At 67.4% G+C, this 25,342-nt stretch carries 29 protein-coding genes and 1 tRNA gene; 19 read left to right on the top strand and 11 right to left on the bottom strand.

Annotated elements, in window-relative coordinates; translation table 11 throughout:
• Positions 1-5 precede the first annotated feature (5 nt).
• From rplF to AC1D2E_RS13035, 13 genes are all read left to right on the top strand, one after another.
• Positions 6-539: a 50S ribosomal protein L6 gene (gene rplF / locus AC1D2E_RS13095; RefSeq protein ID WP_478197798.1), complete on the top strand. Its 534-nt coding sequence runs from the start codon at positions 6-8 to the stop codon at positions 537-539.
• Positions 540-553: 14 nt separating this feature from the next.
• Positions 554-919 carry a 50S ribosomal protein L18 gene (gene rplR / locus AC1D2E_RS13090; protein ID WP_286522277.1) on the top strand — a complete coding sequence of 122 codons (366 nt, stop codon included), beginning with the start codon at positions 554-556 and terminating at the stop codon, positions 917-919.
• 18 nt (positions 920-937) lie between these two features.
• Positions 938-1,456 (top strand): 30S ribosomal protein S5, encoded by a 519-nt coding sequence (rpsE, locus tag AC1D2E_RS13085; protein WP_028250822.1) that lies wholly within the window; start codon positions 938-940, stop codon positions 1,454-1,456.
• Positions 1,457-1,470: 14 nt separating this feature from the next.
• On the top strand, positions 1,471-1,656 hold the full coding sequence (gene rpmD, locus AC1D2E_RS13080; RefSeq protein WP_286606142.1) for a 50S ribosomal protein L30: 186 nt from the start codon (positions 1,471-1,473) through the stop codon (positions 1,654-1,656).
• 24 nt (positions 1,657-1,680) lie between these two features.
• Complete coding sequence (gene rplO / locus AC1D2E_RS13075) at positions 1,681-2,112, top strand: 50S ribosomal protein L15 (RefSeq protein ID WP_478197797.1); 432 nt, start codon at positions 1,681-1,683, stop codon at positions 2,110-2,112.
• A 25-nt stretch (positions 2,113-2,137) separates the two neighbouring features.
• Positions 2,138-3,448 carry a preprotein translocase subunit SecY gene (secY, locus tag AC1D2E_RS13070; protein WP_478113432.1) on the top strand — a complete coding sequence of 437 codons (1,311 nt, stop codon included), beginning with the start codon at positions 2,138-2,140 and terminating at the stop codon, positions 3,446-3,448.
• Between the two features lie 74 nt (positions 3,449-3,522).
• Complete coding sequence (gene rpmJ, locus AC1D2E_RS13065) at positions 3,523-3,636, top strand: 50S ribosomal protein L36 (protein ID WP_038201958.1); 114 nt, start codon at positions 3,523-3,525, stop codon at positions 3,634-3,636.
• A gap of 24 nt (positions 3,637-3,660) precedes the next feature.
• Positions 3,661-4,026 carry a 30S ribosomal protein S13 gene (rpsM, locus tag AC1D2E_RS13060; RefSeq protein ID WP_286371094.1) on the top strand — a complete coding sequence of 122 codons (366 nt, stop codon included), beginning with the start codon at positions 3,661-3,663 and terminating at the stop codon, positions 4,024-4,026.
• 12 nt (positions 4,027-4,038) lie between these two features.
• Positions 4,039-4,443 (top strand): 30S ribosomal protein S11, encoded by a 405-nt coding sequence (gene rpsK, locus AC1D2E_RS13055; RefSeq protein WP_009124825.1) that lies wholly within the window; start codon positions 4,039-4,041, stop codon positions 4,441-4,443.
• A 133-nt stretch (positions 4,444-4,576) separates the two neighbouring features.
• The gene (gene rpsD, locus AC1D2E_RS13050; protein ID WP_478170875.1) at positions 4,577-5,200 is read left to right on the top strand and encodes a 30S ribosomal protein S4; all 624 of its coding nucleotides are present in this window, start codon (positions 4,577-4,579) and stop codon (positions 5,198-5,200) included.
• Between the two features lie 126 nt (positions 5,201-5,326).
• Entirely contained in the window at positions 5,327-6,316 is a 990-nt protein-coding gene (locus AC1D2E_RS13045; RefSeq protein WP_478197796.1) for a DNA-directed RNA polymerase subunit alpha, read from the top strand.
• A 102-nt stretch (positions 6,317-6,418) separates the two neighbouring features.
• A complete protein-coding gene (gene rplQ, locus AC1D2E_RS13040) occupies positions 6,419-6,820 on the top strand; it encodes a 50S ribosomal protein L17 (protein ID WP_478197795.1) in 402 nt (133 codons plus the stop codon).
• A gap of 18 nt (positions 6,821-6,838) precedes the next feature.
• Positions 6,839-6,915 (top strand) — tRNA-Met (locus tag AC1D2E_RS13035).
• A 139-nt stretch (positions 6,916-7,054) separates the two neighbouring features.
• Here AC1D2E_RS13035 and AC1D2E_RS13030 read toward each other — a convergent pair.
• From AC1D2E_RS13030 to AC1D2E_RS13005, 6 genes are all read right to left on the bottom strand, one after another.
• Positions 7,055-7,450 (bottom strand): RidA family protein, encoded by a 396-nt coding sequence (locus AC1D2E_RS13030; protein WP_478197794.1) that lies wholly within the window; start codon positions 7,448-7,450, stop codon positions 7,055-7,057.
• On the bottom strand, positions 7,447-9,066 hold the full coding sequence (locus AC1D2E_RS13025) for an AMP-binding protein (protein ID WP_478197793.1): 1,620 nt from the start codon (positions 9,064-9,066) through the stop codon (positions 7,447-7,449). The genes AC1D2E_RS13030 and AC1D2E_RS13025 overlap by 4 nt, the downstream gene beginning before the upstream one ends.
• Positions 9,063-10,340 carry an acyl-CoA dehydrogenase family protein gene (locus AC1D2E_RS13020; protein ID WP_478197792.1) on the bottom strand — a complete coding sequence of 426 codons (1,278 nt, stop codon included), beginning with the start codon at positions 10,338-10,340 and terminating at the stop codon, positions 9,063-9,065. Before AC1D2E_RS13020 ends, AC1D2E_RS13025 begins: the two co-directional genes overlap by 4 nt.
• 4 nt (positions 10,341-10,344) lie before the next feature.
• Positions 10,345-11,199 carry an enoyl-CoA hydratase family protein gene (locus AC1D2E_RS13015; RefSeq protein ID WP_478197791.1) on the bottom strand — a complete coding sequence of 285 codons (855 nt, stop codon included), beginning with the start codon at positions 11,197-11,199 and terminating at the stop codon, positions 10,345-10,347.
• Complete coding sequence (locus AC1D2E_RS13010) at positions 11,196-11,672, bottom strand: MarR family winged helix-turn-helix transcriptional regulator (protein WP_478197790.1); 477 nt, start codon at positions 11,670-11,672, stop codon at positions 11,196-11,198. The genes AC1D2E_RS13015 and AC1D2E_RS13010 overlap by 4 nt, the downstream gene beginning before the upstream one ends.
• Positions 11,673-11,761: 89 nt before the next feature.
• Positions 11,762-14,152 (bottom strand): bifunctional salicylyl-CoA 5-hydroxylase/oxidoreductase, encoded by a 2,391-nt coding sequence (locus AC1D2E_RS13005; RefSeq protein WP_478197789.1) that lies wholly within the window; start codon positions 14,150-14,152, stop codon positions 11,762-11,764.
• Positions 14,153-14,257: 105 nt separating this feature from the next.
• Between AC1D2E_RS13005 and AC1D2E_RS13000 the strand changes: the two genes are divergently transcribed.
• Together AC1D2E_RS13000 and AC1D2E_RS12995 are read left to right on the top strand one after the other, a co-directional pair.
• The gene (locus AC1D2E_RS13000) at positions 14,258-15,526 is read left to right on the top strand and encodes a class I SAM-dependent methyltransferase (RefSeq protein ID WP_478197788.1); all 1,269 of its coding nucleotides are present in this window, start codon (positions 14,258-14,260) and stop codon (positions 15,524-15,526) included.
• Positions 15,527-15,536: 10 nt separating this feature from the next.
• Positions 15,537-15,860 (top strand): DUF1840 domain-containing protein, encoded by a 324-nt coding sequence (locus AC1D2E_RS12995; protein ID WP_478197787.1) that lies wholly within the window; start codon positions 15,537-15,539, stop codon positions 15,858-15,860.
• Between the two features lie 351 nt (positions 15,861-16,211).
• Here AC1D2E_RS12995 and AC1D2E_RS12990 read toward each other — a convergent pair whose 3' ends face one another.
• Together AC1D2E_RS12990 and AC1D2E_RS12985 are read right to left on the bottom strand one after the other, a co-directional pair.
• On the bottom strand, positions 16,212-17,228 hold the full coding sequence (locus AC1D2E_RS12990) for a Bug family tripartite tricarboxylate transporter substrate binding protein (protein ID WP_478197786.1): 1,017 nt from the start codon (positions 17,226-17,228) through the stop codon (positions 16,212-16,214).
• 75 nt (positions 17,229-17,303) lie between these two features.
• Positions 17,304-18,227, bottom strand: a complete 924-nt coding sequence (locus AC1D2E_RS12985) for a LysR family transcriptional regulator (RefSeq protein ID WP_478197785.1) — start codon at positions 18,225-18,227, stop codon at positions 17,304-17,306.
• Between the two features lie 108 nt (positions 18,228-18,335).
• On the opposite strand from AC1D2E_RS12985, the gene AC1D2E_RS12980 reads away from it, so the two are divergent.
• A complete protein-coding gene (locus AC1D2E_RS12980) occupies positions 18,336-19,115 on the top strand; it encodes an SDR family oxidoreductase (RefSeq protein ID WP_478197784.1) in 780 nt (259 codons plus the stop codon).
• Here the strand turns inward: AC1D2E_RS12980 and AC1D2E_RS12975 are convergent.
• From AC1D2E_RS12975 to AC1D2E_RS12965, 3 genes are read right to left on the bottom strand one after another with little or no spacing between them, the layout of a single operon-like run.
• Entirely contained in the window at positions 19,107-19,586 is a 480-nt protein-coding gene (locus AC1D2E_RS12975) for a MarR family winged helix-turn-helix transcriptional regulator (RefSeq protein ID WP_478197783.1), read from the bottom strand. The two genes, AC1D2E_RS12980 and AC1D2E_RS12975, sit on opposite strands and share 9 nt — an antisense overlap.
• Positions 19,583-20,572 carry an alpha-ketoacid dehydrogenase subunit beta gene (locus tag AC1D2E_RS12970; protein WP_478197782.1) on the bottom strand — a complete coding sequence of 330 codons (990 nt, stop codon included), beginning with the start codon at positions 20,570-20,572 and terminating at the stop codon, positions 19,583-19,585. The genes AC1D2E_RS12975 and AC1D2E_RS12970 overlap by 4 nt, the downstream gene beginning before the upstream one ends.
• A complete protein-coding gene (locus tag AC1D2E_RS12965) occupies positions 20,563-21,582 on the bottom strand; it encodes a thiamine pyrophosphate-dependent dehydrogenase E1 component subunit alpha (RefSeq protein WP_478197781.1) in 1,020 nt (339 codons plus the stop codon). Before AC1D2E_RS12965 ends, AC1D2E_RS12970 begins: the two co-directional genes overlap by 10 nt.
• A 182-nt stretch (positions 21,583-21,764) precedes the next feature.
• On the opposite strand from AC1D2E_RS12965, the gene xylF reads away from it, so the two are divergent.
• The 3 genes from xylF to AC1D2E_RS12950 all read left to right on the top strand — a co-directional run bounded on the left by xylF (position 21,765) and on the right by AC1D2E_RS12950 (position 24,964).
• Positions 21,765-22,796: a D-xylose ABC transporter substrate-binding protein gene (gene xylF / locus AC1D2E_RS12960; protein WP_478170889.1), complete on the top strand. Its 1,032-nt coding sequence runs from the start codon at positions 21,765-21,767 to the stop codon at positions 22,794-22,796.
• Between the two features lie 199 nt (positions 22,797-22,995).
• On the top strand, positions 22,996-24,183 hold the full coding sequence (locus tag AC1D2E_RS12955) for a sugar ABC transporter permease (RefSeq protein ID WP_478170890.1): 1,188 nt from the start codon (positions 22,996-22,998) through the stop codon (positions 24,181-24,183).
• A 1-nt stretch (position 24,184) separates the two neighbouring features.
• Entirely contained in the window at positions 24,185-24,964 is a 780-nt protein-coding gene (locus AC1D2E_RS12950) for an ATP-binding cassette domain-containing protein (RefSeq protein WP_478197780.1), read from the top strand.
• Positions 24,965-25,342 lie beyond the last annotated feature (378 nt).

Here is a 25,342-nt window from a genome sequence, read left to right as displayed (position 1 = left end):
CTGAAATGTCCCGAGTAGGAAAAATGCCGGTCGCCATCCCCGCAGGCGTGGATGTGTCGATCAAGGAAGACCAGATCAGCGTCAAGGGCACGGGCGGTTCGCTCAACCTGCCCCGCAACGCCCTGGTGAAGGTCGTCAGCAACGACGGCAAGCTGAGCTTCGAGCCCGCCAACGATTCGCGTGAAGCGAATGCGATGAGCGGCACGCTGCGCCAGCTGGTGAACAACATGGTGGTCGGTGTGACCAAGGGCTTCGAGAAGAAGCTCAACCTGGTCGGCGTCGGCTTCAAGGCTGCCGCGCAGGGTTCCAAGCTGAACCTCCAGGTCGGCTACTCGCACCCGGTCAACAAGGACATGCCGCAAGGCATCACGGTGGCAACGCCGACCCCGACCGAAATCATCATCAAGGGTGCCGATCGCCAACGCGTCGGCCAGGTCGCCGCTGAGATCCGTGCTATTCGTCCGCCAGAGCCCTACAAGGGCAAGGGCATCCGTTATTCGGACGAGAAGATCACGATCAAAGAGACCAAGAAGAAATAAGGGGCAGCAAAATGATGTTGACCAAAAAAGCACAGCGCCTTCGCCGCTCGCGCCAGACCCGCATCCGCATTGCGACGCAAGGCGTGGCGCGCCTGACGGTGAACCGCACCAACCTGCACATCTACGCCACCGTCATCTCCGACGACGGCTCCAAGGTGATTGCCAGCGCATCGACGGCCGAAGCCGAAATGCGCACCGCACTGGGCGCTTCGGGCAAGGGTGCCACCGCTGCCGCGGCCACCGCCATCGGCAAGCGCATCGCTGAAAAGGCGAAGGCTGCCGGCGTCGAGAAGGTCGCCTTCGACCGCGCAGGTTTCGCCTACCACGGCCGCGTCAAGGCGCTGGCCGAAGCGGCCCGCGAAGCCGGCCTGCAGTTCTAACCGGACACGAGATTCAAAATGGCAAAGATTCAGGCAAGAACGCAGAACGAAGGCCCCGAGGACGGTCTGCGCGAGAAGATGATCGCGATCAACCGCGTCACCAAGGTGGTGAAGGGTGGTCGTATCCTCGGTTTCGCAGCACTCACCGTGGTCGGTGACGGCGACGGCCGCGTCGGCATGGGCAAGGGCAAGTCGAAGGAAGTGCCCGCCGCCGTGCAGAAGGCGATGGAAGAAGCCCGCCGCAACCTGGCGAAGATCTCGATCAAGAACGGCACGCTGCATCACCGCGTGACGGGCCATCACGGCGCCGCTTCGGTGGTCATGATCCCGGCTCCCAAGGGTACCGGCATCATCGCCGGCGGCCCGATGCGCGCCGTGTTCGAAGTGATGGGCATCACCGACATCGTGGCCAAGAGCCACGGTTCGTCGAACCCCTACAACATGGTCCGCGCCACCCTGGACGGCCTGAAGAATTCGACGACCGCGTCAGAAGTCGCTGCCAAGCGCGGCCTGACCGTCGAAGAACTCTTCGCCTGAACCGGAGCAGCAACATGACGACGCAACAACAAACCGTCAAGGTGCAATTGGTCAAGAGCCCGATCGGCACCAAGGAATCGCATCGCGCCACCGTGCGCGGCCTGGGCCTGCGCAAGCTCAACAGCGTGAGCGAGCTGCAGGACACGCCCGCAGTGCGCGGCATGATCAACAAGATCAGTTATCTGGTCAAAGTGCTCTAAGCAGAGCCACCGAGAGAGACGCATATGGAACTCAATGGCATCAAGCCGGCCGACGGCGCCAAGCATGCAAAGCGCCGTGTCGGTCGCGGCATCGGCTCCGGCCTCGGCAAGACCGCGGGTCGCGGTCACAAGGGTCAGAAGTCGCGTGCGGGCGGTTTCCACAAGGTGGGCTTCGAAGGCGGTCAGATGCCGCTGCAGCGCCGCCTGCCGAAGCGTGGCTTCAAGTCGCAATCGCTCAAGTACAACGCCGAAGTCACGCTGGGCGCCCTCGAGCAGCTCGGCCTGGCCGAAGTGGACCTGCTGGCGCTGAAGCAAGCCGGCCTCGTGGGCCAGATCGCCAAGGTCGTCAAGGTCATCAAGACCGGCGAGCTGACCAAGGCCGTCAAGCTGACGGGCATCGGTGCGACCGCAGGCGCCAAGGCAGCGATCGAAGCCGCCGGCGGCAGCGTCGCCTAACCACCCGGACTGAAAGAAGCTCTTCGTGGCAACCAACGCGGCAACGCTCGCAAAAACAGGCAAGTTCGGCGACCTGCGTCGCCGGCTGGTCTTTTTGCTGCTCGCGCTCGTGGTCTATCGCATCGGAGCCCACATTCCGGTGCCGGGCATCAACCCGGACCAACTGGCGCAGCTGTTCCAAGGTCAGCAGGGCGGTATCTTGAGCCTGTTCAACATGTTCTCGGGCGGGGCGCTGTCGCGCTTCACCGTGTTCGCGTTGGGCATCATGCCGTACATCTCCGCGTCGATCATCATGCAACTGATGACCTACGTGGTGCCGACCTTCGAGCAACTGAAGAAGGAAGGCGAGGCCGGTCGTCGCAAGATCACGCAGTACACCCGCTACGGTGCCCTGGCACTGGCCCTGTTCCAGTCCTTCAGCATCGCGGTCGCGCTCGAATCCTCGGCCGGCCTGGTCATCTCGCCCGGCTTCGGCTTCCGCATCACGGCCATGGTCAGCCTCACGGCCGGCTCGATGTTCCTGATGTGGCTCGGCGAGCAGATCACCGAGCGCGGTCTCGGCAACGGGATCTCGATCCTGATCTTCGCGGGCATCGCGGCCGGCCTGCCGAACGCCATCGGCGGCCTGGCATCGCTGGTGTCGACAGGGGCGATGAACCCGATCATCGCGCTGTTCATCATCGCGGTGGTCGTGCTGGTGACCTACTTCGTGGTGTTCGTGGAACGCGGCCAGCGCAAGATCCTCGTGAACTATGCGCGGCGACAGGTCGGCAACAAGGTCTACGGCGGTCAGTCGTCGCACCTGCCCCTGAAGCTGAACATGGCCGGCGTGATCCCGCCGATCTTCGCCTCGTCGATCATCCTGCTGCCGACCACGGTGGTGGGCTGGTTCAGCACCGGCGAAAGCATGCGCTGGATCAAGGACATCGCGAGCGCCCTGCAGCCGGGGCAGCCGATCTACGTGCTGCTGTACGCCGCCGCGATCGTGTTCTTCTGCTTCTTCTACACGGCCCTGGTTTTCAACAGCCGCGAAACGGCCGACAACCTGAAGAAGAGCGGTGCGTTCATTCCCGGCATTCGCCCGGGTGACCAGACCGCGCGCTACATCGACAAGATCCTGGTTCGCCTGACCTTGGCCGGCGCGGTGTACATCACCTTCGTCTGCCTGCTGCCGGAGTTCCTGATCCTCAAGTACAACGTGCCCTTCTATTTCGGTGGCACGTCCTTGCTGATCATCGTGGTCGTGACGATGGACTTCATGGCCCAGGTGCAGAACTACATGATGTCGCAGCAGTACGAGTCGCTGCTGAAGAAAGCCAACTTCAAGACGTCGTAGCCACGAGTCTTTGAACGCAACGAATTTTCAGGCGAATGGTTCGCCGAGTTGAACAAGAGTTTTAGGAGAATGAAATGAGAGTTTCGGCTTCGGTCAAAACCATTTGCCGTAATTGCAAGATCATCCGCCGCAAGGGTGTGGTGCGTGTGATCTGTACCGACCCGCGCCACAAGCAGCGCCAGGGTTGATTGTTAGAGATTTAGAGGACGCACATGGCACGTATTGCTGGCATCAACATTCCGCCGCACAAGCACGCTGAAATCGGCCTGACCGCCATTTTCGGCATCGGTCGCACTCGCGCACGCAAGATCTGCGAAGCGAGCGGCATCGACTATGCGAAGAAGATCAAGGATCTGACCGACGCCGATCTCGAGAAGATCCGCGACCAGATCGCTCTCTTCACCATCGAAGGTGACCTGCGTCGCGAAACGACGATGAACATCAAGCGCTTGATGGACATCGGCTGCTACCGCGGCTTCCGCCACCGTCGCGGCCTGCCGATGCGCGGCCAGCGTACGCGTACCAATGCCCGCACCCGCAAGGGTCCGCGCAAGGCCGCGCAGTCCCTGAAGAAATAAGGATAGACCCCCATGGCTAAAGCTCCTGCCAATAACGCGGCACAGCGCGTTCGCAAGAAGGTTCGCAAGAACGTTGCCGACGGCATCGCCCACGTGCACGCCTCGTTCAACAACACGATCATCACGATCACCGACCGCCAGGGCAACGCTCTGTCGTGGGCGTCGTCGGGTGGTCAGGGCTTCAAGGGCTCGCGCAAGTCGACGCCGTTCGCTGCGCAGGTCGCTTCCGAAGTCGCCGGCCGCGCCGCGGTCGAGCAAGGCATCAAGAACCTCGATGTCGAGATCAAGGGCCCCGGCCCCGGTCGCGAATCGTCGGTGCGCGCCCTGGCTGCGCTCGGCATCCGGATCAATTCCATTGCCGACGTGACCCCGGTGCCGCACAACGGCTGCCGTCCGCAAAAGCGCCGTCGCATCTAAGGCGACAACGCTCGGCGCAGCCCGCTTCACAGCGGCTGCGCATTTTTTGTTTTTCAACAAGCCCACCGCCATCGGCACGCCGCTGATGGCTCCCGCAGCATCCCTGCGGCAGATGACATAGAAGGAAGATCAAGTGGCACGCTACCTCGGCCCCAAGGCCAAACTCTCCCGCCGCGAAGGCACCGACCTGTTCCTGAAGAGCGCCCGCCGCTCGATCCAGGACAAGTCGAAGTTCGACTCCAAGCCCGGCCAGCACGGTCGCACCTCGGGTCAGCGCACCTCCGACTTCGGCCTGCAGCTGCGTGAAAAGCAGAAGGTCAAGCGCATGTACGGCGTGCTCGAGAAGCAGTTTCGCCGCTACTTCGAGGAAGCCGATCGCCGCCGCGGCAATACCGGCGCCAACCTGCTGTTCATCCTCGAAGCGCGCCTGGACAACGTGGTCTATCGCATGGGCTTCGGCTCGACGCGCGCCGAAGCACGCCAGCTGGTGTCGCACAAGGCGATCACGGTGAACGGCCAGTCGGTCAACATCCCGTCGTACCTGGTCAAGACCGGCGACGTGATTGCCGTGCGCGACAAGTCGAAGAAGCAGACCCGCGTGGCCGAAGCGCTGCAACTGGCCGCCCAGGTGGGCATGCCGGCGTGGGTCGAAGTCAACGCCGACAAGGCTGAAGGCACCTTCAAGAAGGTCCCCGACCGCGACGAATTCGGCGCCGACATCAACGAATCGCTGATCGTCGAACTGTATTCAAGGTAAGGCGATAACGTGCCGCTGACGCGGCCCGTGCTTTTGATTTTTTGTTCCCGCCGGGATGCATTCCCGCCGGGCGCTTCACCAGCCTTACCGGTGTAACGAGCCGGGGGTATTGAGAGGAAGTCCTGCATGCAAACAACCCTGCTGAAACCCAAGACCATCCAGGTCGAGCAACTCGCGCCCAACAAGGCGAAGGTCACGCTCGAACCGTTCGAGCGCGGCTACGGCCACACGCTCGGCAATGCACTGCGCCGCGTCCTGCTGTCGTCGATGGTCGGCTATTCGGCCACCGAAGTCACGATCGCCGGCGTGCTGCACGAGTACTCGTCGATCGATGGCGTGCAGGAAGACGTCGTCAACATCCTGTTGAACCTCAAGGGCGTGGTGTTCAAGCTCCACAACCGCGATGAAGTCACGCTGAGCCTGCGCAAGGACGGCGAAGGCCCGGTCACCGCGTCGGACATCCAGACGCCGCACGACGTCGAGATCATCAACCCGGACCACGTGATCGCCCACCTGTCGCAAGGCGGCAAGCTCGACATGCAGATCAAGGTCGAGAAGGGCCGCGGCTACGTGCCCGGCACGATGCGCCGCTACGCCGACGAGCCGACCAAGTCGATCGGCCGGATCGTGCTCGACGCTTCGTTCTCGCCGGTCAAGCGCGTGAGCTACACGGTCGAGAGCGCCCGTGTCGAACAGCGCACCGACCTCGACAAGCTGCTGGTCGAGATCGAGACCAACGGTGCGATCACCGCCGAAGACGCGGTCCGCGCCTCGGCCAAGATCCTGGTCGAACAACTGGCTGTGTTCGCCCAGCTCGAAGGCGGCGAACTCGCTGCGTTCGACGCCCCGGCACCGCGCAGCGCCCAGCAGTTCGACCCCATCCTGCTGCGTCCGGTCGACGAACTCGAACTCACGGTGCGTTCGKCCAACTGCCTGAAGGCCGAGAACATCTACTACATCGGCGACCTGATCCAGCGCACCGAGAACGAGCTGCTCAAGACCCCGAACCTGGGTCGCAAGTCGCTCAACGAAATCAAGGAAGTGCTCGCCTCGCGCGGCCTGACCTTGGGCATGAAGCTCGAAAGCTGGCCGCCGGCCGGCCTCGATAAACGTTAACAGGAAACAAGGCCACCTTCGGCGGCCTTGCACTTCTGTTTTGGGTGAACGTTCAGTACCTGATACGGCTGGACGAATTTAAAAGGTAAAGGAAAACACACCATGCGTCACGGACACGGACTCCGCAAACTCAACCGCACCAGCTCGCACCGCCTCGCGATGCTGCAGAACATGATGAACTCGCTCATCGAGCACGAGGCCATCAAGACCACGGTCCCCAAGGCCAAGGAACTGCGCCGCGTCATCGAACCGATGATCACGCTGGCCAAGAAGCCGACGGTTGCCAACAAGCGCCTCGCATTCGACCGCCTGCGCGACCGCGACAGCGTCGTCAAGCTGTTCGGCGAACTTGGGCCCCGCTACCAGGCACGTCCGGGCGGCTACACGCGCATCCTGAAAATGGGTTTCCGCGTGGGCGACAACGCGCCCATGGCGCTGGTCGAACTGGTCGACCGTCCCGATGTGACGGAAGTTGCTGCAGACGAGCAAAACGCAGCAGAATAGTATATAATTCGATCTTGCCGCGCGATGGAGCAGCCTGGTAGCTCGTTGGGCTCATAACCCAAAGGTCGCAAGTTCAAATCTTGCTCGCGCAACCAAATTCCCGACAGCCTTTTCAGGTTGCCGACGAAGCAAAAAGCCCACTTCCAAGTGGGCTTTTTTGTGCCCGGAATTCCTTGATTCCGGATTCTTCTCGCTCCCTGGCCGGTCCCGGAATTGCCAGGGCCGGCCTCGAATTCAGTCGGGCACGACCGCCGTGACCTCGATCTCGATCTTGGCGCGGGCCTCGACCAGTGCCGCCACCTGGACGCAGGTCATCGCCGGAAAGTTGCGTCCCATGGCCTCGCGATACACCGGGCCCAGCTCGCCAAGACGGCGGTTGTACTCGTCGCGGTCGGTGATGTACCAGGTCATGCGCACCATGTGCTCCGGACCGGCGCCGGCTTCGCGCAGCACCTCGACGATGTTGCGCAGGGCCAGCCCCGCCTGTTCGATGAAGTCGTCCGATTCGAATTGCTGCTGCGAATTCCAGCCGATCTGGCCGCCGACGAATACCTGGGTGCCGCGGGCCGCGATGCCGTTCGCATAGCCCTTGGGCGGCAGCCAGCCTGGGGGTTGCAGGTGCTTGATCATGTCATTTGCCTCAATTTGAATCTCTGGAGTTTTCCGGTCTCGGTGCGCGGCAGCTGGGCCACGAACGCGATCTCGCGCGGGTATTTGTAGGGGGCGATGGCCGCTTTCACGTGGTCCTGCAGCGCCTTGGTCATGGCGGCATCGCCGGTGTGCCCGGCCTTGAGCACGCAGAAGGCCTTGACGATCATGCCGCGCTCGTCGTCGGGCTTGCCGATGACGCCGCACTCGGCCACCGCCGGGTGCTTGAGCAGCGCATCTTCCACCTCCGGGCCGCCGACGTTGTAGCCGGCCGTGACGATCATGTCGTCGGCGCGCGACTGGTAGAAGAAGTAGCCRTCCTCGTCCTCCACGAAGGCATCGCCGGGGTAGTTCCAACCGTTGCGCACGTAGTCGGCCTGCCTCGGGTCGTCGAGGTAGCGGCAGCCGACCGGCCCGAGGATCGCCAGCTTGCCGACCGTGCCGCGCGGCACCTCCTTGCCTTGGTCGTCGACGATCTTCGCGGTGAAGCCCGGCACTGCCTTGCCCACAGCGCCGCGACGCACCTCGTCGCCGGCGGCCGAGATGTAGATATGGAAGACCTCGGTGCCGCCGATGCCGTCGAGCATCTCGAGGCCGGTGGCCTGCTTCCAGAGCTGGCGCGTGGCGTCGGGCAGTGCCTCGCCGGCGCTCACGCTGATGCGCAGGCTCGGCACGCCGGCCGCCTTGGCGAAGGCCGCCATCTGGCGATAGAAGGTGGGCGCCGTGTAGCAGAGGGTGGCGCCGACCTCCCGGATGACCTGCACCATCGTCTCGGGCGTGTAGGGCTTGTCGTGGAAATACACCGAGGCACCGGCCCACATCGGGAACACCAGCAGCCCGCCCAGCCCGAAGGTGAAGGCCAGCGGCGGCGAGCCGATCACGATGTCGTCGCTGCGCGCCTTGAGCACGTGGCGCGGCCAGGTCTGGCACATCGCCAGCACGTCGCGGTGCGTGGTGACCGGCGCCTTGGGCTTGCCGGTGGTGCCCGAGGTGAAAGCCAGCAGCGCGACGTCGTCGGCCGCGGTCGGACAGGCCTGGAAGACACCGCTCTTCGCGGCCGCGCGGGTGGTCAGAGAATCGGGCGCATCGAGCCGGTTGAAGGCGACGATGGTGCGCAGCACCGGATGGGCCTGCTGTGCAGCCTCCAGTTCTTCGAGCAGCTTGCCTTCGCACAGCGCGACCGTGGGTTGGGCCTTGTCGATGATCTCGCCGAGCTCCTTGGCCCGCAGCAGCGGCATGGTGGCGACCGCGATCAGGCCGGCCTTGACCACGGCCAGCCAGGCCAGCGCCATGGCGATCGAATTGCCGCCGCGCAGCAGCACCCGGTTGCCCGGCACCAGGTGCAGGTCCTCGGTCAGCACCTGCGCGATGCGGTTGACCTCGACCGCCGCCTCGGCATAGCTGAGCGTGCGGCCCGGCGAGCGCAGCATCGGCCGGTCGGCGAAGCCCTTGGCGGCCGCCTTGTCGAGCAGTTCCTCGACCAGGTTCAGACGGTCGGGCAACTGCAGCTCGGGCAGGTCGTAGCGGAAGATCGGCAATTGATCCGCCGGCGGCAGGCGGTCATGCACGAAACGGTCGGTTTGCGCGCTGTACGTCATTTGTTCGCCTTCTGCCCTCGGGCGCCGCGCTGCGCGTCGTCGCTGCCCCCCGAGGGGGCGTCGTCCGCCTTGGGGCGGCCCGGCGTCGAACGCAGAACGGCCTTGCCGATGATCAACTGCTGGACCTCGGTCGCGCCCTCGTAGATGCGCAGCGAGCGGATGTCGCGGTAGAGGCTCTCGACCTTGGTGCCGACCTTGACGCCGAGGCCCCCGTGCATCTGCAGCGCCATGTCGATCACGCGACTGGCGTTCTCGGTGGCGCACATCTTCGCCATCGCGGCGGCGGCTGTCAGGTCGCCGGCCGCGGGCGCGCCGCGGGCTTCGCTGTCGTCGCGCATCCAGGCCGCGCGATAGGTCAGCAGCGCCGCGCTGTCGATCAGCGCCGCCATCTCGCCGAGCTTGGCCTGCGTGAGCTGGAAGTCGGCCAGGGTCTGGCCGAACATCTTGCGTTTCTGCGCATGCTGGACGGCTTCGGACAGGGCGCGGCGGGCCATGCCGAGCGCGGCGCCGGCCACCGAGGCGCGGAAGATGTCGAGCGTGCGCATCGCCAGCTTGAAGCCGCCGTTGAGCTCGCCGAGCTGGGCCGTGCGCGGCACCGTGCAGCCGTCGAAGCGCAGGGTGGCCAGCGGATGCGGCGCCATGACCTCGATGTGCGCGGAGGTGTCGAGCCCCGGCGTCTTCGCATCGACGATGAACGCCGTGATGCCCCGCGAGCCGGCGCCCGGATCGGTCTTGGCGAAGACGCAATAGAAATCGGCGATGCCGCCGTTGCTGATCCAGGTCTTTTCGCCGGTGAGGCGCCAGCCGTCGGCGGTGGGCTCGGCGCGCATCGCCATCGCGCCGACGTCGGAGCCGGCCTCGGGCTCGCTCAGCGCGAAGGCCGCGATCTTGTCGCCGCGGCCCACCGGGGCGAGGTAGTCGGCGTGCTGCGCGCCCGTGCCGGCGAGCGTGATGGCGCCGCTCCCCAGTCCCTGCATCGCAAAGGCGAAATCGGCCAGCGGCGAGTGGAAGGCCAGCGTTTCGCGCAACAGCACCAGGGCGCGCGAGTCGAGGCGTTCGAGCGCGCCGCCGGAACTGGCCGGCACGCAGTAGCGCAGCCAGCCGCCGTCGCCGAGGCGCCGCACCCAGTCGCGGCAGGCGGCGCGGTCGTCGCGCTCGTCCACCGATTGCGCCGCGGCCCAGGGCAGCAGCGCGCGCGCGAGGGCGCGGTGCGCCTCGTCGAAGAAGGGCAGCGCGAGATGCGCCGTCGAGGGATCTACAGCGGAGGCGGCCATGCGGTCAGTCTCCCTGGAAGGCGGGCTTGCGCTTGGCGGCGAAGGCCTCGTAGGCGCGTCTGAAGTCGCCGGTCTGCATGCAGATCGCCTGGGCCTGGGCCTCGGACTCGATCGCCTGGTCGATGGTCATCGACCACTCCTGCGACAGCATGGTCTTGGTCATGCCGTGGGCGAAATTCGGGCCTTCGGCCAGGTCGCGGGCGACCGCCGTCGCGGCGCCGAGCAGGGTGTCGCTCTCGTGCAGCGCGTTGAAGAAGCCCCACGCATGGCCCTCCTGGGCGGTCATGGCGCGGCCGGTGAACAACAGTTCGGAAGCGCGGCCCTGGCCGATCATGCGCGGCAGCAGCGCGCAGGCGCCCATGTCGGCGCCGGCCAGTCCGACCCGCGTGAACAGGAAGGCGGTGCGGGTGGCGGGCGAGCCGTAGCGCAGGTCGCAGGCCAGCGCGATCATGGCGCCGGCACCGGCACAGACGCCGTCGATGGCGCCGACGATCGGCTGCGGGCAATGGCGGATGGCCTTGACGAGGTCGCCGGTCATGCGCGTGAATTCGAGCAGTTCGGGCATCTTCATCTGCGTCAGCGGGCCGATGATCTCGTGCACGTCGCCGCCGGAGCAGAAGTTACCGCCCGCGCCGGTGACCACGATCGCCTTGACGTCGGTGGCGAAGTTCAGCGCCCGGAACAGGTCGCGCAACTCGGCGTAGGAGTCGAAGGTCAGCGGGTTCTTGCGCTCGGGACGGTTCAGCGTCACGGTGCCGACGCCGGCCTCGAAGGCCCACGAGAAATGCTCGGCCTGGTAGCCGGCCTTGGGTTCGAACTGTGCGCGCATGGGACTCGCCGCGCCGATGTAGTGCTTCATAGGGCCTCCGCCATTTGTTGATGCGAATGCTGCTTGACCTTGCCGAGCAGCTTGTGGAGCTGGTTGATTTCCTTCGGGGTCAACGACGCGAAGGCGTCGCAGATCCAGGCTTCGTGCTGTTGCGCCATCTCGTTGAACAGCTTGCGGCCGCGTGCCGTGAGTCGCACGCGCCAGGCGCGGCGGTCGCCGGCGACGTCGACGCGCTCGACCAGTCCTTCGGTGACCAGCTGGTCGGTGATGCCGGTGACGTTGCCGCCCGTGACCATCATGCGGCGCGACAGCTCGTTCATCTTGAGACCTTCGGGCGCGCGCTCGAGCTGCGACATCAGGTCGAAGCGCGGCAGCGTGGTGGCGAATTGCTCGCGCAGCTCGTTGCGCACCTGCTTCTCGATCAGCTGGGTGCAGGTCAGCAGGCGCAGCCAGAGCCGGAGCTCGTCCGGGTGTTCGCTGTGGGCGCGGGCTTCGAGGTCCATGTCAGTGCCCGCCCGGCCGCCCGAAGGGCACTGAGCGCCCCCTCGGGGGGCAGCGATACACGAAGTGATGAGCGTGGGGGCATTTCATGTCAGTGTTCTTCCTCGGCGCGCGGTGCCGCTGCCAGCGCCGCCGCCAGCAGCTGCTGCTTGGCGATTTCGCGGTACATCTGGTCGCGGCCGCTCAGGTACTGCTTGGGCCAGTCGACGTCGCGGCTCTGCAGCTTGGCGGCCTCGTGCAGCGTCCAGGCCGGATCGGCCAGGTGCGGCCGGGCGATCGCGCAGAGGTCGGCACGGCCGGCCGCGATGATGCTGTTGGCCTGGTCGGCGTCGGTGATGGCGCCCACCGCGATGGTCGAGATGCCGACCTCGTTGCGGATCCGGTCGGCGAAGGGCGTCTGGTACATGCGGCCGTACACCGGCCTGGCGGCGCGCGTGGTCTGGCCCGAGGAGACGTCGATGAAGTCGCAGCCGGCCTCCTTGAAGGCGCGTGCCATCACGACCGCGTCGGCGTCGGTGTTGCCGCCCGGCGCCCAGTCGTGGGCCGAGATCCGCACGCTCATCGGGCGCTCGGCCGGCCAGGCGGCGCGCATGGCGCGGAACACCTCCAGCGGGTAGCGCAGGCGGTTCTCGATGCTGCCGCCGTAGTCGTCGGTGCGCAGGTTGGTCAGCGGGCTCAGGAAGGCCGACAGCAGGTAGCCGTGGGCGCAGTGCAGCTCGAGCCAGTCGAAGCCGATCTCGACGGCGCGGCGGGTGGAGGCGACGAACTGGTCGCGCATCAGGTCCATCTGCGCGCGGGTCATCGCCGCGGGCAGCTGGTTCTGCTCGCCATAGGCCAGCGCGCTCGGCGCCAGCAGCGGCCAGTTGCCGTCCTCGAGCGGCTCGTCGGAGCCTTCCCAGCCGATGCGGGTCGACCCCTTGGGGCCGCTGTGGCCGAGCTGCATGCCGATCTTGGCGCTCGACTGCGCGTGGACGAAATCGGCGATGCGCTGGAAGGCCGCCTGCTGGGCGTCGTTGTAGAGCCCGGTGCAGGCCGGCGAGATTCGGCCCTCGGGCGTCGGGCTGGTCATCTCGACCATCACCATCGCGGCGCCGCCGAGCGCGCGCGCGCCCAGGTGCACCAGCAGGAAATCCTGCGGCACGCCGTCGACCGCGCTGTAGGTCGCCATCGACGACACCAGGATGCGGTTCTTGAGCTCGAGCCCGCGGACCTTGAGCGGCAACAGCATCGGCAGTCGCCTGGCGGCGCTGCCTTCGGCCAGCATGCGCCCACCCCCTCCCTGGCCCGACAGCCACTGCTCGTAGCCGTCCAGCCATTGCGTGTCGCGCAGGCGCAGGTTCTCGTGGCTGATGCGCTGCGAGCGCGTGAGCAGCGAGTAGGCGAACTGCTCGATTTCCATGCCGGTGTAGCGCGGCACGTTCTCGAACCACTCGGTGGAGTTGCGCGCCGCGTTCTGGATCTTCAGCACCTCGACGCTGCGGCGGGCCTCGTAGGCCTCGAGCACAGGGCCGATGTCGCCGCCGCTTTCGAATTCGTTCGCCAGGTCGATCGCGTCCTCGAGCGCCAGCTTGGTGCCCGAGCCGATCGAGAAGTGCGCCGTGTGGGCGGCGTCGCCCATCAGCACCACCGGCACCGTCTTGCCGTCGACCTCGACGCGGTGCGTCCAGTGCTTGCAGACCACGCGCGGGAAGCGGATCCAGTTGGCCGAGCCGCGCAGGTGCGTGGCGTTGCTGATCAGCGTATGGCCGCCCAGGTACTTGGCGAACAGCTTCTCGCAGAAGGCGATGGCTTCGGGCTGCTCCATCTTGTCGAGTCCGTGGGCCTGCCATACGGCCTCGGGCGTTTCGACGATGAAGGTCGAGGTCTTGTCGTCGAACTGATAGGCGTGGGCCTGGAACCAGCCGTGCTCGGTCTGTTCGAAGGCGAAGGTGAAGGCGTCGAAGGTCTGGTGGGTGCCGAGCCAGACGAAGCGGCACTGGCGCAGGTCGATGTCGGGCTGGTAGACCTCGGCGTAGCGCTGGCGGATGCGGCTGTTGAGGCCGTCGCTGGCGATCACGAGGTCGGCCTTGTATTGAGCCGCCAGCGCCTGGTCGTCGGTGGCGTCGGTCTCGAACACCAGCTCGACGCCGAGCTCGAGGCAGCGCTCCTGCAGGATGTTGAGCAGCCGCTTGCGCCCGATGCCGCAGAAGCCGTGGCCGCCCGAACGCACCTGCCGGCCCTTGAAGAAGACCTGGATGTCGTCCCAGTGATGGAACTCGCGGCCGATCAGCGCCGCGGTGGGGGCGTCGGCGGCGGCGAGGTTGGCCAGCGTCTGGTCGCTCAGCACCACCCCCCAGCCGAAGGTGTCGAACGGGCGGTTTCGCTCGATCACCGTGACCTGCAGCGAAGGCTTGCGGGCCTTCATCAGCAGTGCGAAGTAGAGCCCGGCGGGGCCGCCGCCGATGCACAGCACGCGGCGAAGATTCGGAGTGAAGCTATTCATGGATAAATAGTTTAGACATAAACGATCTCGTGTCAACCATGGAAAGCCCGAGGTTCCCGGCCCACCCGGTTGACGAGCCTCTTTTCGCTGGCAAGAATGTCCTGTATGCAAAGCCTGATACCGAAGATCGAGTCCCAGCTTTCCTCGCTGTCCGTTCCCATCGCGCTGCAACTCCCCGATGGCCGGCAGGTGGCCAAGGCCGGGGCCCGCGTCACCCTGGCCTTCAAGGACTGGTCCGAGCTGACCAAGCTGGCGGGGCGCCAGATCGGCTCGATCGGCGAGTCCTACGTCGAGGGCCGCATCCAGATCGAAGGCGCTATGCGCGACCTGATCGATGCAGCGGTCGGCCTGCTGCCCGGCAATCCGGCCGAGACCAACACCGGCTGGTGGAGCCGCCTGCAGCGCCGCGCCAAATCACGCGGCTCGCATTCGCTGGGCAAGGATGCGGCCCAGATCGAGTTCCACTACGACGTCTCCGACGATTTCTATGCCTTGTGGCTCGATCCGCGGCGGGTCTATTCGTGTGCCTATTTCCGCAGCGCCGACATGACGCTGTCGCAGGCCCAGGAGGCCAAGCTCGACCACATCTGCCGCAAGCTGATGCTGAAACCGGGCGAGCGCTACCTGGACATCGGCTCGGGCTGGGGCGCGCTGCTGATGTGGGCGGCCGAACACTACGGCGTGGATGCGACCGGCATCACGCTGTCGAAGAACCAGCATGCCCACGTGCAGCGCCTGATCGAGGAGAAGGGGCTGCAGGGCCGGGTGCGGGTCGAGCTGCGCGACTACCGCCAACTCGACAGCGCCAAGCCCTTCGACAAGATCTCGTCGATCGGCATGTTCGAGCACGTCGGCAGTGCCAACATGGGGACCTACTTCCGCAAGATCCATTCGCTGCTGGCGCCCGGCGGCCTGGTGATGAACCACGGCATCACCTCGGGCCAGCTCGACTACCGGCAGCTCGGCGCGGGCATGGGCGACTTCATCGAGAAGTACATCTTCCCGGGCGGCGAATTGCTGCACGTGACCCACGTGCTGCGCGAGACCGCGGCTGCGGGGCTGGAGATGGTCGACACCGAGAACCTGCGGCCGCACTATGCGCGCACGCTGTGGGCCTGGTCCGACGCCCTCGAGGCGCGGCTCGGCGAGGCGCGCGAAGTGCTCCAGAGGGGCGGCGGCCGCCAGGGCGAGAACGCCGAGCGCATCCTGCGCGCCTACCGGCTCTACCTCGCCGGCTCGGCGATGTGCTTCGAGCAAGGCTGGATTTCGCTGCACCAGATGCTGTCGACCCGGCCGGACGGCCAGGTCGATGCGCGGCCGCTGCGCGGCGCGCAATCGGAGTACCCTTTCGTTCGCGACTACATCTACAAGTGAGAGAGGCACCATGCTGTATCGATTCCAATCGCGAGCCACCCCCCCTTTCGTGATGCTTGAAATCCACGCGCGCCAGTTGCTCGACATCATCGGCAAGGCGCCGGCGCACCAGGGCGTCATCACGGGAGAACAGATTCCGGCCGCCATTTCGGCGCTCGAGGCGGCCGTGGCGCGCGAGAACCGCAACGTCCACAATGCCGACGACTACGCGGTCGAGGGGCACGACAACGAAGCCGAAAAACAGCACATCGGTCTGCACCAGCGTGCCGTGCCCTTGCTGCACATGCTCAAGGACTCGCTGGCCGACGGCAAGGACGTCGTCTGGAATACTTGAGCTCGCCCCCAGGTTGGGCTCACTGCGTGTAGCCCGCCCACCCCCTACCGGGGGCAACACCAGCGGCCTGGCAAAGCCAGTTCCGCGGTGTTTCACCAACGGGCCTGGCTGCGCCGGCCAGAATCCGGCGCTGTGTTGGTTCTATGGCTGCGCGTAGCGCGCCTGTTCGTGGGCAGCCGCGGAACCGGCTTCGCCGGGCCGCTGGCTGCGCCCCCGGCAGGGGGTGGGCGGGCTACACGCAGTGAGCCCAACCTGGGGGTGAGCAACAGTTCAGCGGCTTCGCCGGGCCGCTGACTGCGCCCCCTGGAAGGGGGTGGGCGCCCGGACACGAAGTGCCGGGCAACCTGGGGGTCAGTCCACTTTCGCGCCGGAGGCCTTGACGACCTTGGCCCACTTGGCGTGTTCGGAATCGATCAGCTTGGCGAAGTCGGCGGGTGAGTTCCCGCTGGGAATGGCGCCCTGGGCGACCAGCTTTTCCTTCACGGCCGGCGTGGCCAGGGCCTTGGCCACTTCCTGCTGGATGCGGTTGACGATCTCCGGCGAGGTGCCGGCCGGGGCCAGCAGGCCGAACCACGAGCTGGCCTCGTAGCCCTTGAGTGCGGGGCCGCCGGCTTCCTCGACGGTCGGCACGTCGGGCAGGGCCGGCGAACGCTGCGAACTGGTCACGGCCAGCGCCTTGAGCTTGCCGCCCTTGATCTGCTGCATCGAGGACGGCAGGTTGTCGAACATCACGTCGGCATTGCCGCCCACCATGTCCATCAGCGCCGGGCCCGAGCCGCGATACGGGATGTGGGTCATGTAGCTGCCGGTCATGCTCTTGAAGAGCTCGCCCGCCAGGTGGATCGAGGTGCCGCTGCCGCTCGAGGCCATGTTGAGCTTGCCGGGATTGGCCTTCGCGTATTTGATGAAGTCGGCGACGTTGTTGATGTTGAGCGCGCGCGCCTTGTCGACGTTCATTTCCATCACGTTGGGCACCGCCGCCACCAGCGTGATCGGCACGAAGTCCTTGATCGGGTCGTAGGGCAGCTTGGGATAGAGCGCCCGGTTGATGCCGTGCGTGCCGACCGTGCCCATCAGCAGGGTATAGCCGTCGTTCGGCGCCTTGGMCACGATCTCGGCGCCGACATTGCCCCCGGCGCCGGCCCGGTTGTCGACGATGAACTGCTGGCCGAAAGCCTTCGACAGTTCGGGCGCGATGGCGCGCGCGAGGATGTCCGTGGTGCCGCCCGGCGCGAAGGGCACCACGATGCGCACCGGTTTGGTCGGCCAGGTGGCCTGGGCGGCGGCGGAGCCGGCCAGGAGGGTGAGGGCGGCGGTCGTGGCCAGCGCCAGGACGGCGCGGCGCGGAAGAGAAGGGGAGAAGGTCATGGGCTGTTTGTACCGGCTAAGCGGTCTTGGCGTCGCGGGTGGAAACCCCGGGCGACCCGAAAGCGACCGCCGGGCTCAACCGCCCAGCATGCGCCGTGCGAAGTCCTGCTCGCGAAGCCGCTCGACCACGAAATCGACGAAGAGCAGGGTCTTGGCCGGCAGCAGCTTCTTGCTTGGGTAGTAGAGCGAGATCGGCCCGTTGTCCGCATACCAGCCGGGCAGCAGGCGCAGCAGCGCGCCGCTCTGCAGCGCGGGCAGGGCAAAGGCCATCGGCAGCAGCGCCACGCCCAGGCCCATCACGGCGGCATCGCGCATCGCCTCGGGGTCGCTGAAGATCAGCCGTGGCCGCGTCTCGGCCACGCCTTCGTCGCCGGCCCTGTTGCGCAGCGTCCAGGCCCGCACGCGGCCAGTCGGCGAGGAGCGGCGGACGATGCCGTCGTGGTCGGCCAAGTCGGCCGGACGGCGTGGCAGCGGCTTGCCGGCCAGGTAGCTCGGGGCGGCGGTCGCCACGATGTGCACGCGCGCCAGCTCGCGCGCCACCAGACCCTGCGTCAGCTCGATGCCGCCACCGACGCCGGCATCGAAACCTTCGCCGATCAGGTCGACCTGCCGGTTGTCGAAGTGCCAGTCGGGCAGCACGGCGGGATAGCGCGCCAGGAACTCGGACAACAGCGGCAGCATGTAGGCGCGACCGAACGCCTGGCCCATGCTGACCTTGAGGATGCCGGCGGGCGCGCCGTCGTTTTGCGCGATGCCGGCGACGGCATCGGCCAGCGTGCCGAGGGCGCCGCCGATCTGGCGGAACAGGCGCTCGCCGCTTTCGGTCAACGTGAGCTTGCGGGTGCTGCGCTGAAAGAGCCGCACGCCGAGGCCTGTTTCCAGCCGCGCCACGTTCTTGCTCACGGCCGCCGGCGTCAGGCCGAGTCGGCGGGCGGCGGCTGAAAAGCTCCCGGCTTCCGCGCTGCGGACGAAGGATTCGAGGTGGCTGAGAGGCTGCATCTCGCCATTTTCAACTGAAGGTTGAATCAGATGCATCAGATTGGTAGCTACCGGCAACGCAATGAAATCTCGACACTGGGGGCATACCCACCGCTTCAGGAGCACACCATGTCCACAGTCCCCTCTGTCCCATCCCTTCAGCCTGTTCAACCCGCCCAGGCCGGCAAGGTCGCCCTCGTCACTGGCGGCTCGCGCGGCATCGGTGCGGCCGTGGTGCGGCGCCTCGCACGCGACGGCGCCGCGGTCGCCTTCACCTATGCCAGCAACGAGGCCGCCGCCCGGGCGCTGGCCGCCGAGATCGAGGCCGCCGGCGGCCACGCGCTGGCGATCCAGGCCGACAGCGCGGATGCCGACGCGCTCGGTGCGGCGGTCGCGCTGGCGGCGAAGACCTTCGGCCGGCTCGACATCCTGGTCAACAACGCCGGCGTCTTTCTCGGCGGCAGCATCGACCAGATGTCGCTGGAAGACTTCGATCGCACGCTCGACGTCAACGTGCGGGCGGTCTTCGTCGCCACCCAGGCGGCCGTGCGCCACATGGGCGAGGGCGGCCGCGTCATCACCATCGGCAGCACCAACGCCGAGCGCATGCCATGGCCGGGCTTCGCCGCCTACGCGATGAGCAAGTCGGCGCTCAGCGGCCTGACCCGCGGGCTCGCGCGCGATCTCGGGCCGCGTGGCATCACGGTCAACAACGTGCAGCCCGGCCCGGTCGACACCGAGATGAACCCGGCCGGTGGTCCGAACGCCGAGTCGATGCACGCGCTGATGGCGTTGCCGCGGCATGGCCGCGGCGAAGAGATCGCCGGCATGGTCGCCTACCTCGCGAGCCCCGAGGCCGCGTTCGTGACCGGCGCCAGCCTCATGATCGACGGCGGCTTCTCAGCCTGAACTCGTTCCTGAGGCCGGCGCGTCCGCGTGGCAGGCCACCGAGGCGATCAATTTGTCGAGCGTGCCATTGAGTTGCTGCAGCTCTTCGGCCGCGACGCCCGCGAACAGTTCGGCCTCGCGCCGGCGCGCCTGCACCACGACCGCCGCGTAGACGGCCTTGCCGGCACTGCTCAGGTGGAGCCGGCTCTTGCGCTGGTCGGTCGGATCTTCGTGGCGGTGCAGGCGCCTGGCGCGTTGCAAGCCCGCGAGGGCGCGGCTCACCGCCATCTTGTCGAGCCCCGTGAGGTCGGCGAGTTGCGTCGCCGTGAGGCCGGGGCAACCGCCGAGCAGCGCCATCACGCGCCATTCGTTGAGCGTGAGCTGGTGCTCGCGGCCGACGCGCTGCTGGAAGGGCCGCGCCGTCAGGTTGACGACCCGCACCAGCTTGAGGAAGACCATGTCTTCCACCGCGTCGGCGGCGTGCGGGATCATCCCCGCAGCGTCCGGGCTGCGTCGACGATCCGCTCGGCGCCGACGCGCGATTGGGCTTCGAGCACCGGCGCGTAGCCGACCGGAATGCGCGGCGCGCCGCGCCGGGCGACGCGGCAGCCCGTCGCCTCGGCCGCTGTGGCCGCGATCTCGGCGCCGAAGCCCGCGGCCTGCACCGCCTCGTGCACCACCAGCAGCCGCCCGGTGCGGCCGCAGGATTCGAGGACGGCCTCGCGGTCCCAGGGCCAGAGCGTGCGCAAGTCGAGCAGGTCGACCTCGATGCCCTCGGCCGCCAGCGTCTCGCAGGCGGCGTCGCAGACCTGCATCTGCCGGCCCCAGCTGACCAGCGTCAGCGCATCGCCGCGGCGCCGCCGGGCGGCCTTGCCGAGCGGCAGGTCCAGGCTTTCGTCGACCGGCCCGCGCGCGCCCCAGAGCGTCTTGTGCTCGATGTAGACCACCGGATCGCCGCATTGCAGCGCGGCGCGCAGCAGCGAATGGTTGTCCTGCGGGGTCGAGGGACACACCACCACGACACCCGGCAGGTGCGCGAACCAGGCTTCGAGCGACTGCGAATGCTGCGCCGCCGAGGCGTCCCAGATGCCGCCGGGCATGCGCGCCACCAGCGGCACGCGGCCCTGGCCGCCGAACATGAAACGGTTCTTGGCCGCCTGGTTGACCAGTTCGTCCATGCCGCAGAGTGCGAAGTCGACCACCCGCATCTCGACCACCGGCCGCAGCCCCGCCAGTGCCATGCCGACGCCGGCGCCCATGATCGCGGCCTCGGAGATCGGCGTGTCGATCACGCGCTCGGCGCCGAAGCGCTGCTGCAGGCCCCTGTACTGGCCGAAGATGCCGCCGCGGCCGACGTCTTCGCCGAGCACCACCACGCGCGGGTCGGCTTCCATCTCGCGTTGCACCGCCAGCGCGGCGGCTTCGGCGTAGCTGAGTCGAAGGACGGCCGCAGCCGCCGAATCGTGCGTCATGTCCATTGGCCGGCTCCGGTGGTCTGCACGTCGGTGAAGGCGGCGCTGGCCTCGGGCCAGGGCGCGGCGTCGGCGGCGGCCAGCGCGGCCTCGACCTCGGCATGGGCCTGGTTCTCGATCGCCGCCAGCGCGGCGGCATCGATGCCGCCGGCGATCATCCGCGCGCGGGCCCGCGCGATCGGGTCGGTCTCGAGCGCAGCGGCCAGTTCGGCCGGGTCGCGGTAGGCGGCCGGGTCGACCGAGACATGGCCCTTGACGCGGTAGGTGAGGGCGTGCAGCAGGCACGGGCCGCTGCCGGCACGCACCTCGGCGACCAGCCTGCGGGCCGCGGCATGGACCGCGAACACTTCGTTGCCGTCGACTTGGGTGGCTGCGATGTCCAGCGCCTCGGCGCGCGCCGAGGCGCCCTCGCCGGCGGTCATCGGGCCGCTCGCGGTGGTGGCGCTCCAGCGGTTGTCCTCGCAGACGAACAGCACCGGCAAGCGGTAGACGCGGGCCCAGTTCAGCGATTCGAGGAAGGGCCCGCGGTTGATCGCGCCGTCGCCGAAGAAGCAGACCGTGATGGCGTCCTTCTTCTGCAGCTTCTGGGCGTGCGCGGCACCGACCGCGATCGGCAGGCCGGCCGCCACCACGCCGTTGGCGCCCAGCATGCCGACCGAGAAGTCGGCGATGTGCATCGAGCCGCCCTTGCCGCCGTTGAAGCCGCTGGCCTTGCCGAACAACTCGGCCATCATGCGGCCCAGGTCGGCGCCCTTGGCCAGCGTGTGGCCGTGGCCGCGATGGGTCGAGGTCAGGTAGTCGGCGGCCACCAGATGGGCGCAGACACCGGCCGGCACCGCCTCCTGGCCGGTCGACAGGTGCAGCGGCCCGCGCACCTTGGCGGCTCCCGCCGCTTCCTGGCCATAGGCGCTGACGCCGCCCTGGCTGGCCGTCTCGGCGGCGTTCTCGAAGGCGCGGATGCGCACCATCGCGCGATAGAGCGCGAGGCGCTCCGGCGCTGAAATTTCAGGACTCATCTTGTCTCCAGCTTATGCACAGCGTGCTTTCAGCCAAAAATCGTATCGGCTGTGACTAACAGGGCGGCAGCGCATTTACCCGCAGGGAATGTCCCAATGCCGCCGCGCGAGGACGGCCGACATACTTAGTTTGTTGCTCAAACTAATAGGGCAACCTAACCAAGAACGCTGGAGACACACTCATGAAGCTCGCCCGTACCCTGCCTGCCCTGGCCACTCTGGCCCTGGGCCTCAGCGCCCTCGGCGCCGCCGCCCAGACCGTGGTCGGCGTGAGCTGGTCCAATTTCCAGGAGGAGCGCTGGAAGACCGACGAGGCCGCGATGAAGGCCCAGCTCGAGAAACTCGGCGCCAAGTACATCAGCGCCGACGCCGGCGGCTCGCCCGAGAAGCAGCTCGGCGACATCGAGGGCCTGATGTCCAAGGGTGCCAAGGCGCTGATCGTGCTCGCGATGGACAAGGACGCGATCCTGCCGGCGGTCAACAAGGCGCTGAAGCAGAAGGTGCCGGTGGTGGCCTACGACCGGCTGATCGAGACGCCCGGCGTGTTCTACATCACCTTCGACAACACCGAGGTCGGCCGCATGCAGGCGCGCGCGGTCTACAAGATCCAGCCCAAGGGCAACTACGTGATGATCAAGGGCTCGCCGACCGACCCGAACGCCAACTTCCTGCGCGCCGGGCAGCAGGAGGTGATTGCCGACGCGGTCAAGAAGGGCGACATCAAGATCGTCGGCGACGAGTTCACCGAAGGCTGGAAGCCCGAGGTGGCGCAGAAGAACATGGAGCAGATCCTGACCAAGGCCGGGAACAAGGTCGATGCGGTGGTGGCCTCGAACGACGGCACCGCCGGCGGCGCGGTGGCGGCGCTCACGGCCAAGGGCATCCGCGGGATCCCGGTGTCGGGCCAGGACGCCGACTTCGCCGCGCTGAACCGCATCGCGCTCGGCACCCAGACCGTCTCGGTCTGGAAGGACTCGCGCGAGCTCGGCCGCGAGGCGGCTTCCGCCGCGGTCGCGCTGGCCAGCGGAAAGCCGGCCGAGAAGGCGACCGACTGGAGCGGCGGCGAGAAGAAGGTGGCGATCTCCTCGCGCTTCCTGACGCCGGTGCCGATCACGCGCGACAACCTCGACGTGGTGGTGAAGGCGGGCTGGATCAAGAAAGACGAGCTCTGCAAGGGCGTCAGCGGCGACAAGGCACCTGCGGCCTGCAAATGAAGCTCTCCCCCAGGTTGGCCCGCTTCGTGTGGCCGCCCACCCCCTCTCCGGGGGCAACACCAGCGGCCCGGCAAAGCCGTGGGACTGTTGCTCGCCCCCAGGTTGGCTCACTGCGTGTAGCCGCCCACCCCCTGCCGGGGGCAACACCGGTGGCCCGGCAAAGCCGGTTCCACGGTGTTCTTGAAAGGAGGCGATCCCCATGAACTCGTCGCCGAATCTGTGGCGCCGCAGCGGCGTCGACCTCCGGCTGGCGCTCATGAGCGTGCTGCTGGTGGTGATGGCGATCGTCTTCCACGTGCTGTCGGGCGGCGTCTTCCTGTCGCCCGAGAACCTCTACAACATCGCCCAGCAGACCGCGGTGGTGGGCATCGTGTCGACCGTGATGGTGCTGATCATCGTGGCCCGCCACATCGACCTGTCGGTCGGCTCGGTGATGGGTTTCGTCGGCGTGCTGATCGCCTATCTGCAGTACAGCGCGGGCTGGTCCTGGCCCGCCGCCTGCCTCGCGGGGCTGGCGGTGGCGTTGCTGGTGGCCCTCTACCAGGGCGGGCTGACGGCGGTGCTGGGCGTGCCGTCCTTCGTGGTCACGCTGGGCGGTCTGATGTCCTTCCGCGGCGCCGCCTTCCTGGTGGCGGACGGCAAGACGCAGCCGGTCAACGACGAGTTCTTCCAGCGCCTCGGCGGCGGCTACGACGGCGGCATCGGCACCGCGGCGTCCTGGGTGCTGGCGGCGCTGGTGGCCATCGTACTGTTTGCGCGGATGCTGCAGAAGCGGCGCGCGCGGCAGCGCCACGAGATGCCGGTCGAGCCGCTGTGGCTGGACCTGCTGCTCACGGCGCTCCCGGTGGTGGTGGTGTTCGCCTTCGCCGCCACCATGAACAACTACCAGATCTCGTCGAAGACCGAGGCCCAGGGCATCCCGATCCCGGTGCTGATCTGGGCCGTGGTTGCGGTGGTGCTGTCCTTCATCGTTCATCGCACCCGCTTCGGGCGCTATGTGTTCGCGATGGGCGGCAATCCCGATGCGGCGGCGCTGGTCGGCATCCCGGTCAAGCGTGTGACGCTGATGCTGTTCGCGCTGCTGGCGGTGCTGGTGACGATCGCCGCGATCGTCTCGATCGCGCGGCTCAACGCCGGTACCAACTCGCTCGGCACCGGCATGGAGCTCTACGTGATCGCCGCCGCGGTGATCGGCGGCACCGCGCTGGCCGGCGGCAGCGGCTCGATCTTCGGCTCGGTGCTGGGCGCGCTGATCATGCAGTCGCTCGACAGCGGCATGCTGCTGCTCGACGTCCCGATCGGCAAGCGGATGGTGATCATCGGCCAGGTGCTGATCGTGGCGGTCGTCTTCGACGTCCTCTACCGCAAGAAATTCGGGGAGAACTGAAATGAGCGCCAACCCACCCCTGGTCGAGCTGCGCGAGATCCACAAGGCCTTCGGCGGCGTGAAGGCGGTCGACGGCGTCAGCGTCAACCTCTACCCCGGCGAAGTGGTCGCGCTGCTGGGCCACAACGGCGCTGGCAAGTCGACCTTGATGAAGATGCTCGCAGGTGCCTATCCGATCGACTCGGGCGAGACGCTGATCGCAGGCGAGAAGGTGAGCATCCGCACGCCCTCCGAGGCGCAGGCCCAGGGCATCGAGACCATCTACCAGACGCTGGCGCTGGCCGACAACCTCGACTCGGTCGCCAACCTGTTCCTCGGCCGCGAGAAGCTCACGCCGTGGCGCACGCTCGACGACCATTTCATGGAGGGCCAGGCGCGCCGTGTGTTCCATCGCCTGAACAAGAACTTCACCAACATCCGGGTGCCGGTGCGGCGCCTGTCGGGCGGCCAGCGGCAGGTGGTGGCGATCTCGCGCGCGCTGTATTTCAACGCCCGGATCCTGATCATGGACGAGCCTTGCGCCGCCCTCGGCCCCGAAGAGACCGCGATGGTCGGCGCGCTGGTCAAGCAGCTCAAGGCCGATGGCGTCGGCATCTTCCTGATCACCCACGACATGCCCGACGTGTTCGGCCTCAGCGACCGGCTGGCGGTGATGAAGAACGGCCGGCTGGTCGGCACCTACCGCACTGCCGACGTCACCGAGGACGAGGTGCTCGGGATGATCATTGCCGGCAAGCGGCCCGAGGGCAAGGCGCAGGCCGAGCACGCGAAGGGCACATGAGCCCCCACGCTCCGCACTGCGTGTCGTCGCTGCCCCCCGAGGGGGTGTCGCCCGCCTGGGGGCGGCCCGGCGGCGGGCGGAGCCCCCACGCTCCGCACTGCGTGTCGTCGCTGCCCCCCCGGGGGGTGTCGCCCGCCTGGGGGCGGCCCGGCGGCGGGCGGAGCCCCCACGCTGCGCACTGCGTGTCGTCGCTGCCCCCCGGGGGGGTGTCGCCCGCCTGGGGGCGGCCCGGCGGCGGGCGGAGCCCCCACGCTGCGCACTGCGTGTCGTCGCTGCCCCCCGAGGGGGCGCAGTCCGCCCTTGGGGCGGCCCGGCGAGCTCACATGAGCCCCCACGCTGCGCACTGCGTGTCGTCGCTGCCCTCCAAGGGGGCGCAGT

It is taken from the genome of Variovorax sp. P1_H2 (genome assembly GCF_056405295.1).
This window is presented reverse-complemented; position numbering and strand designations above follow the sequence as displayed.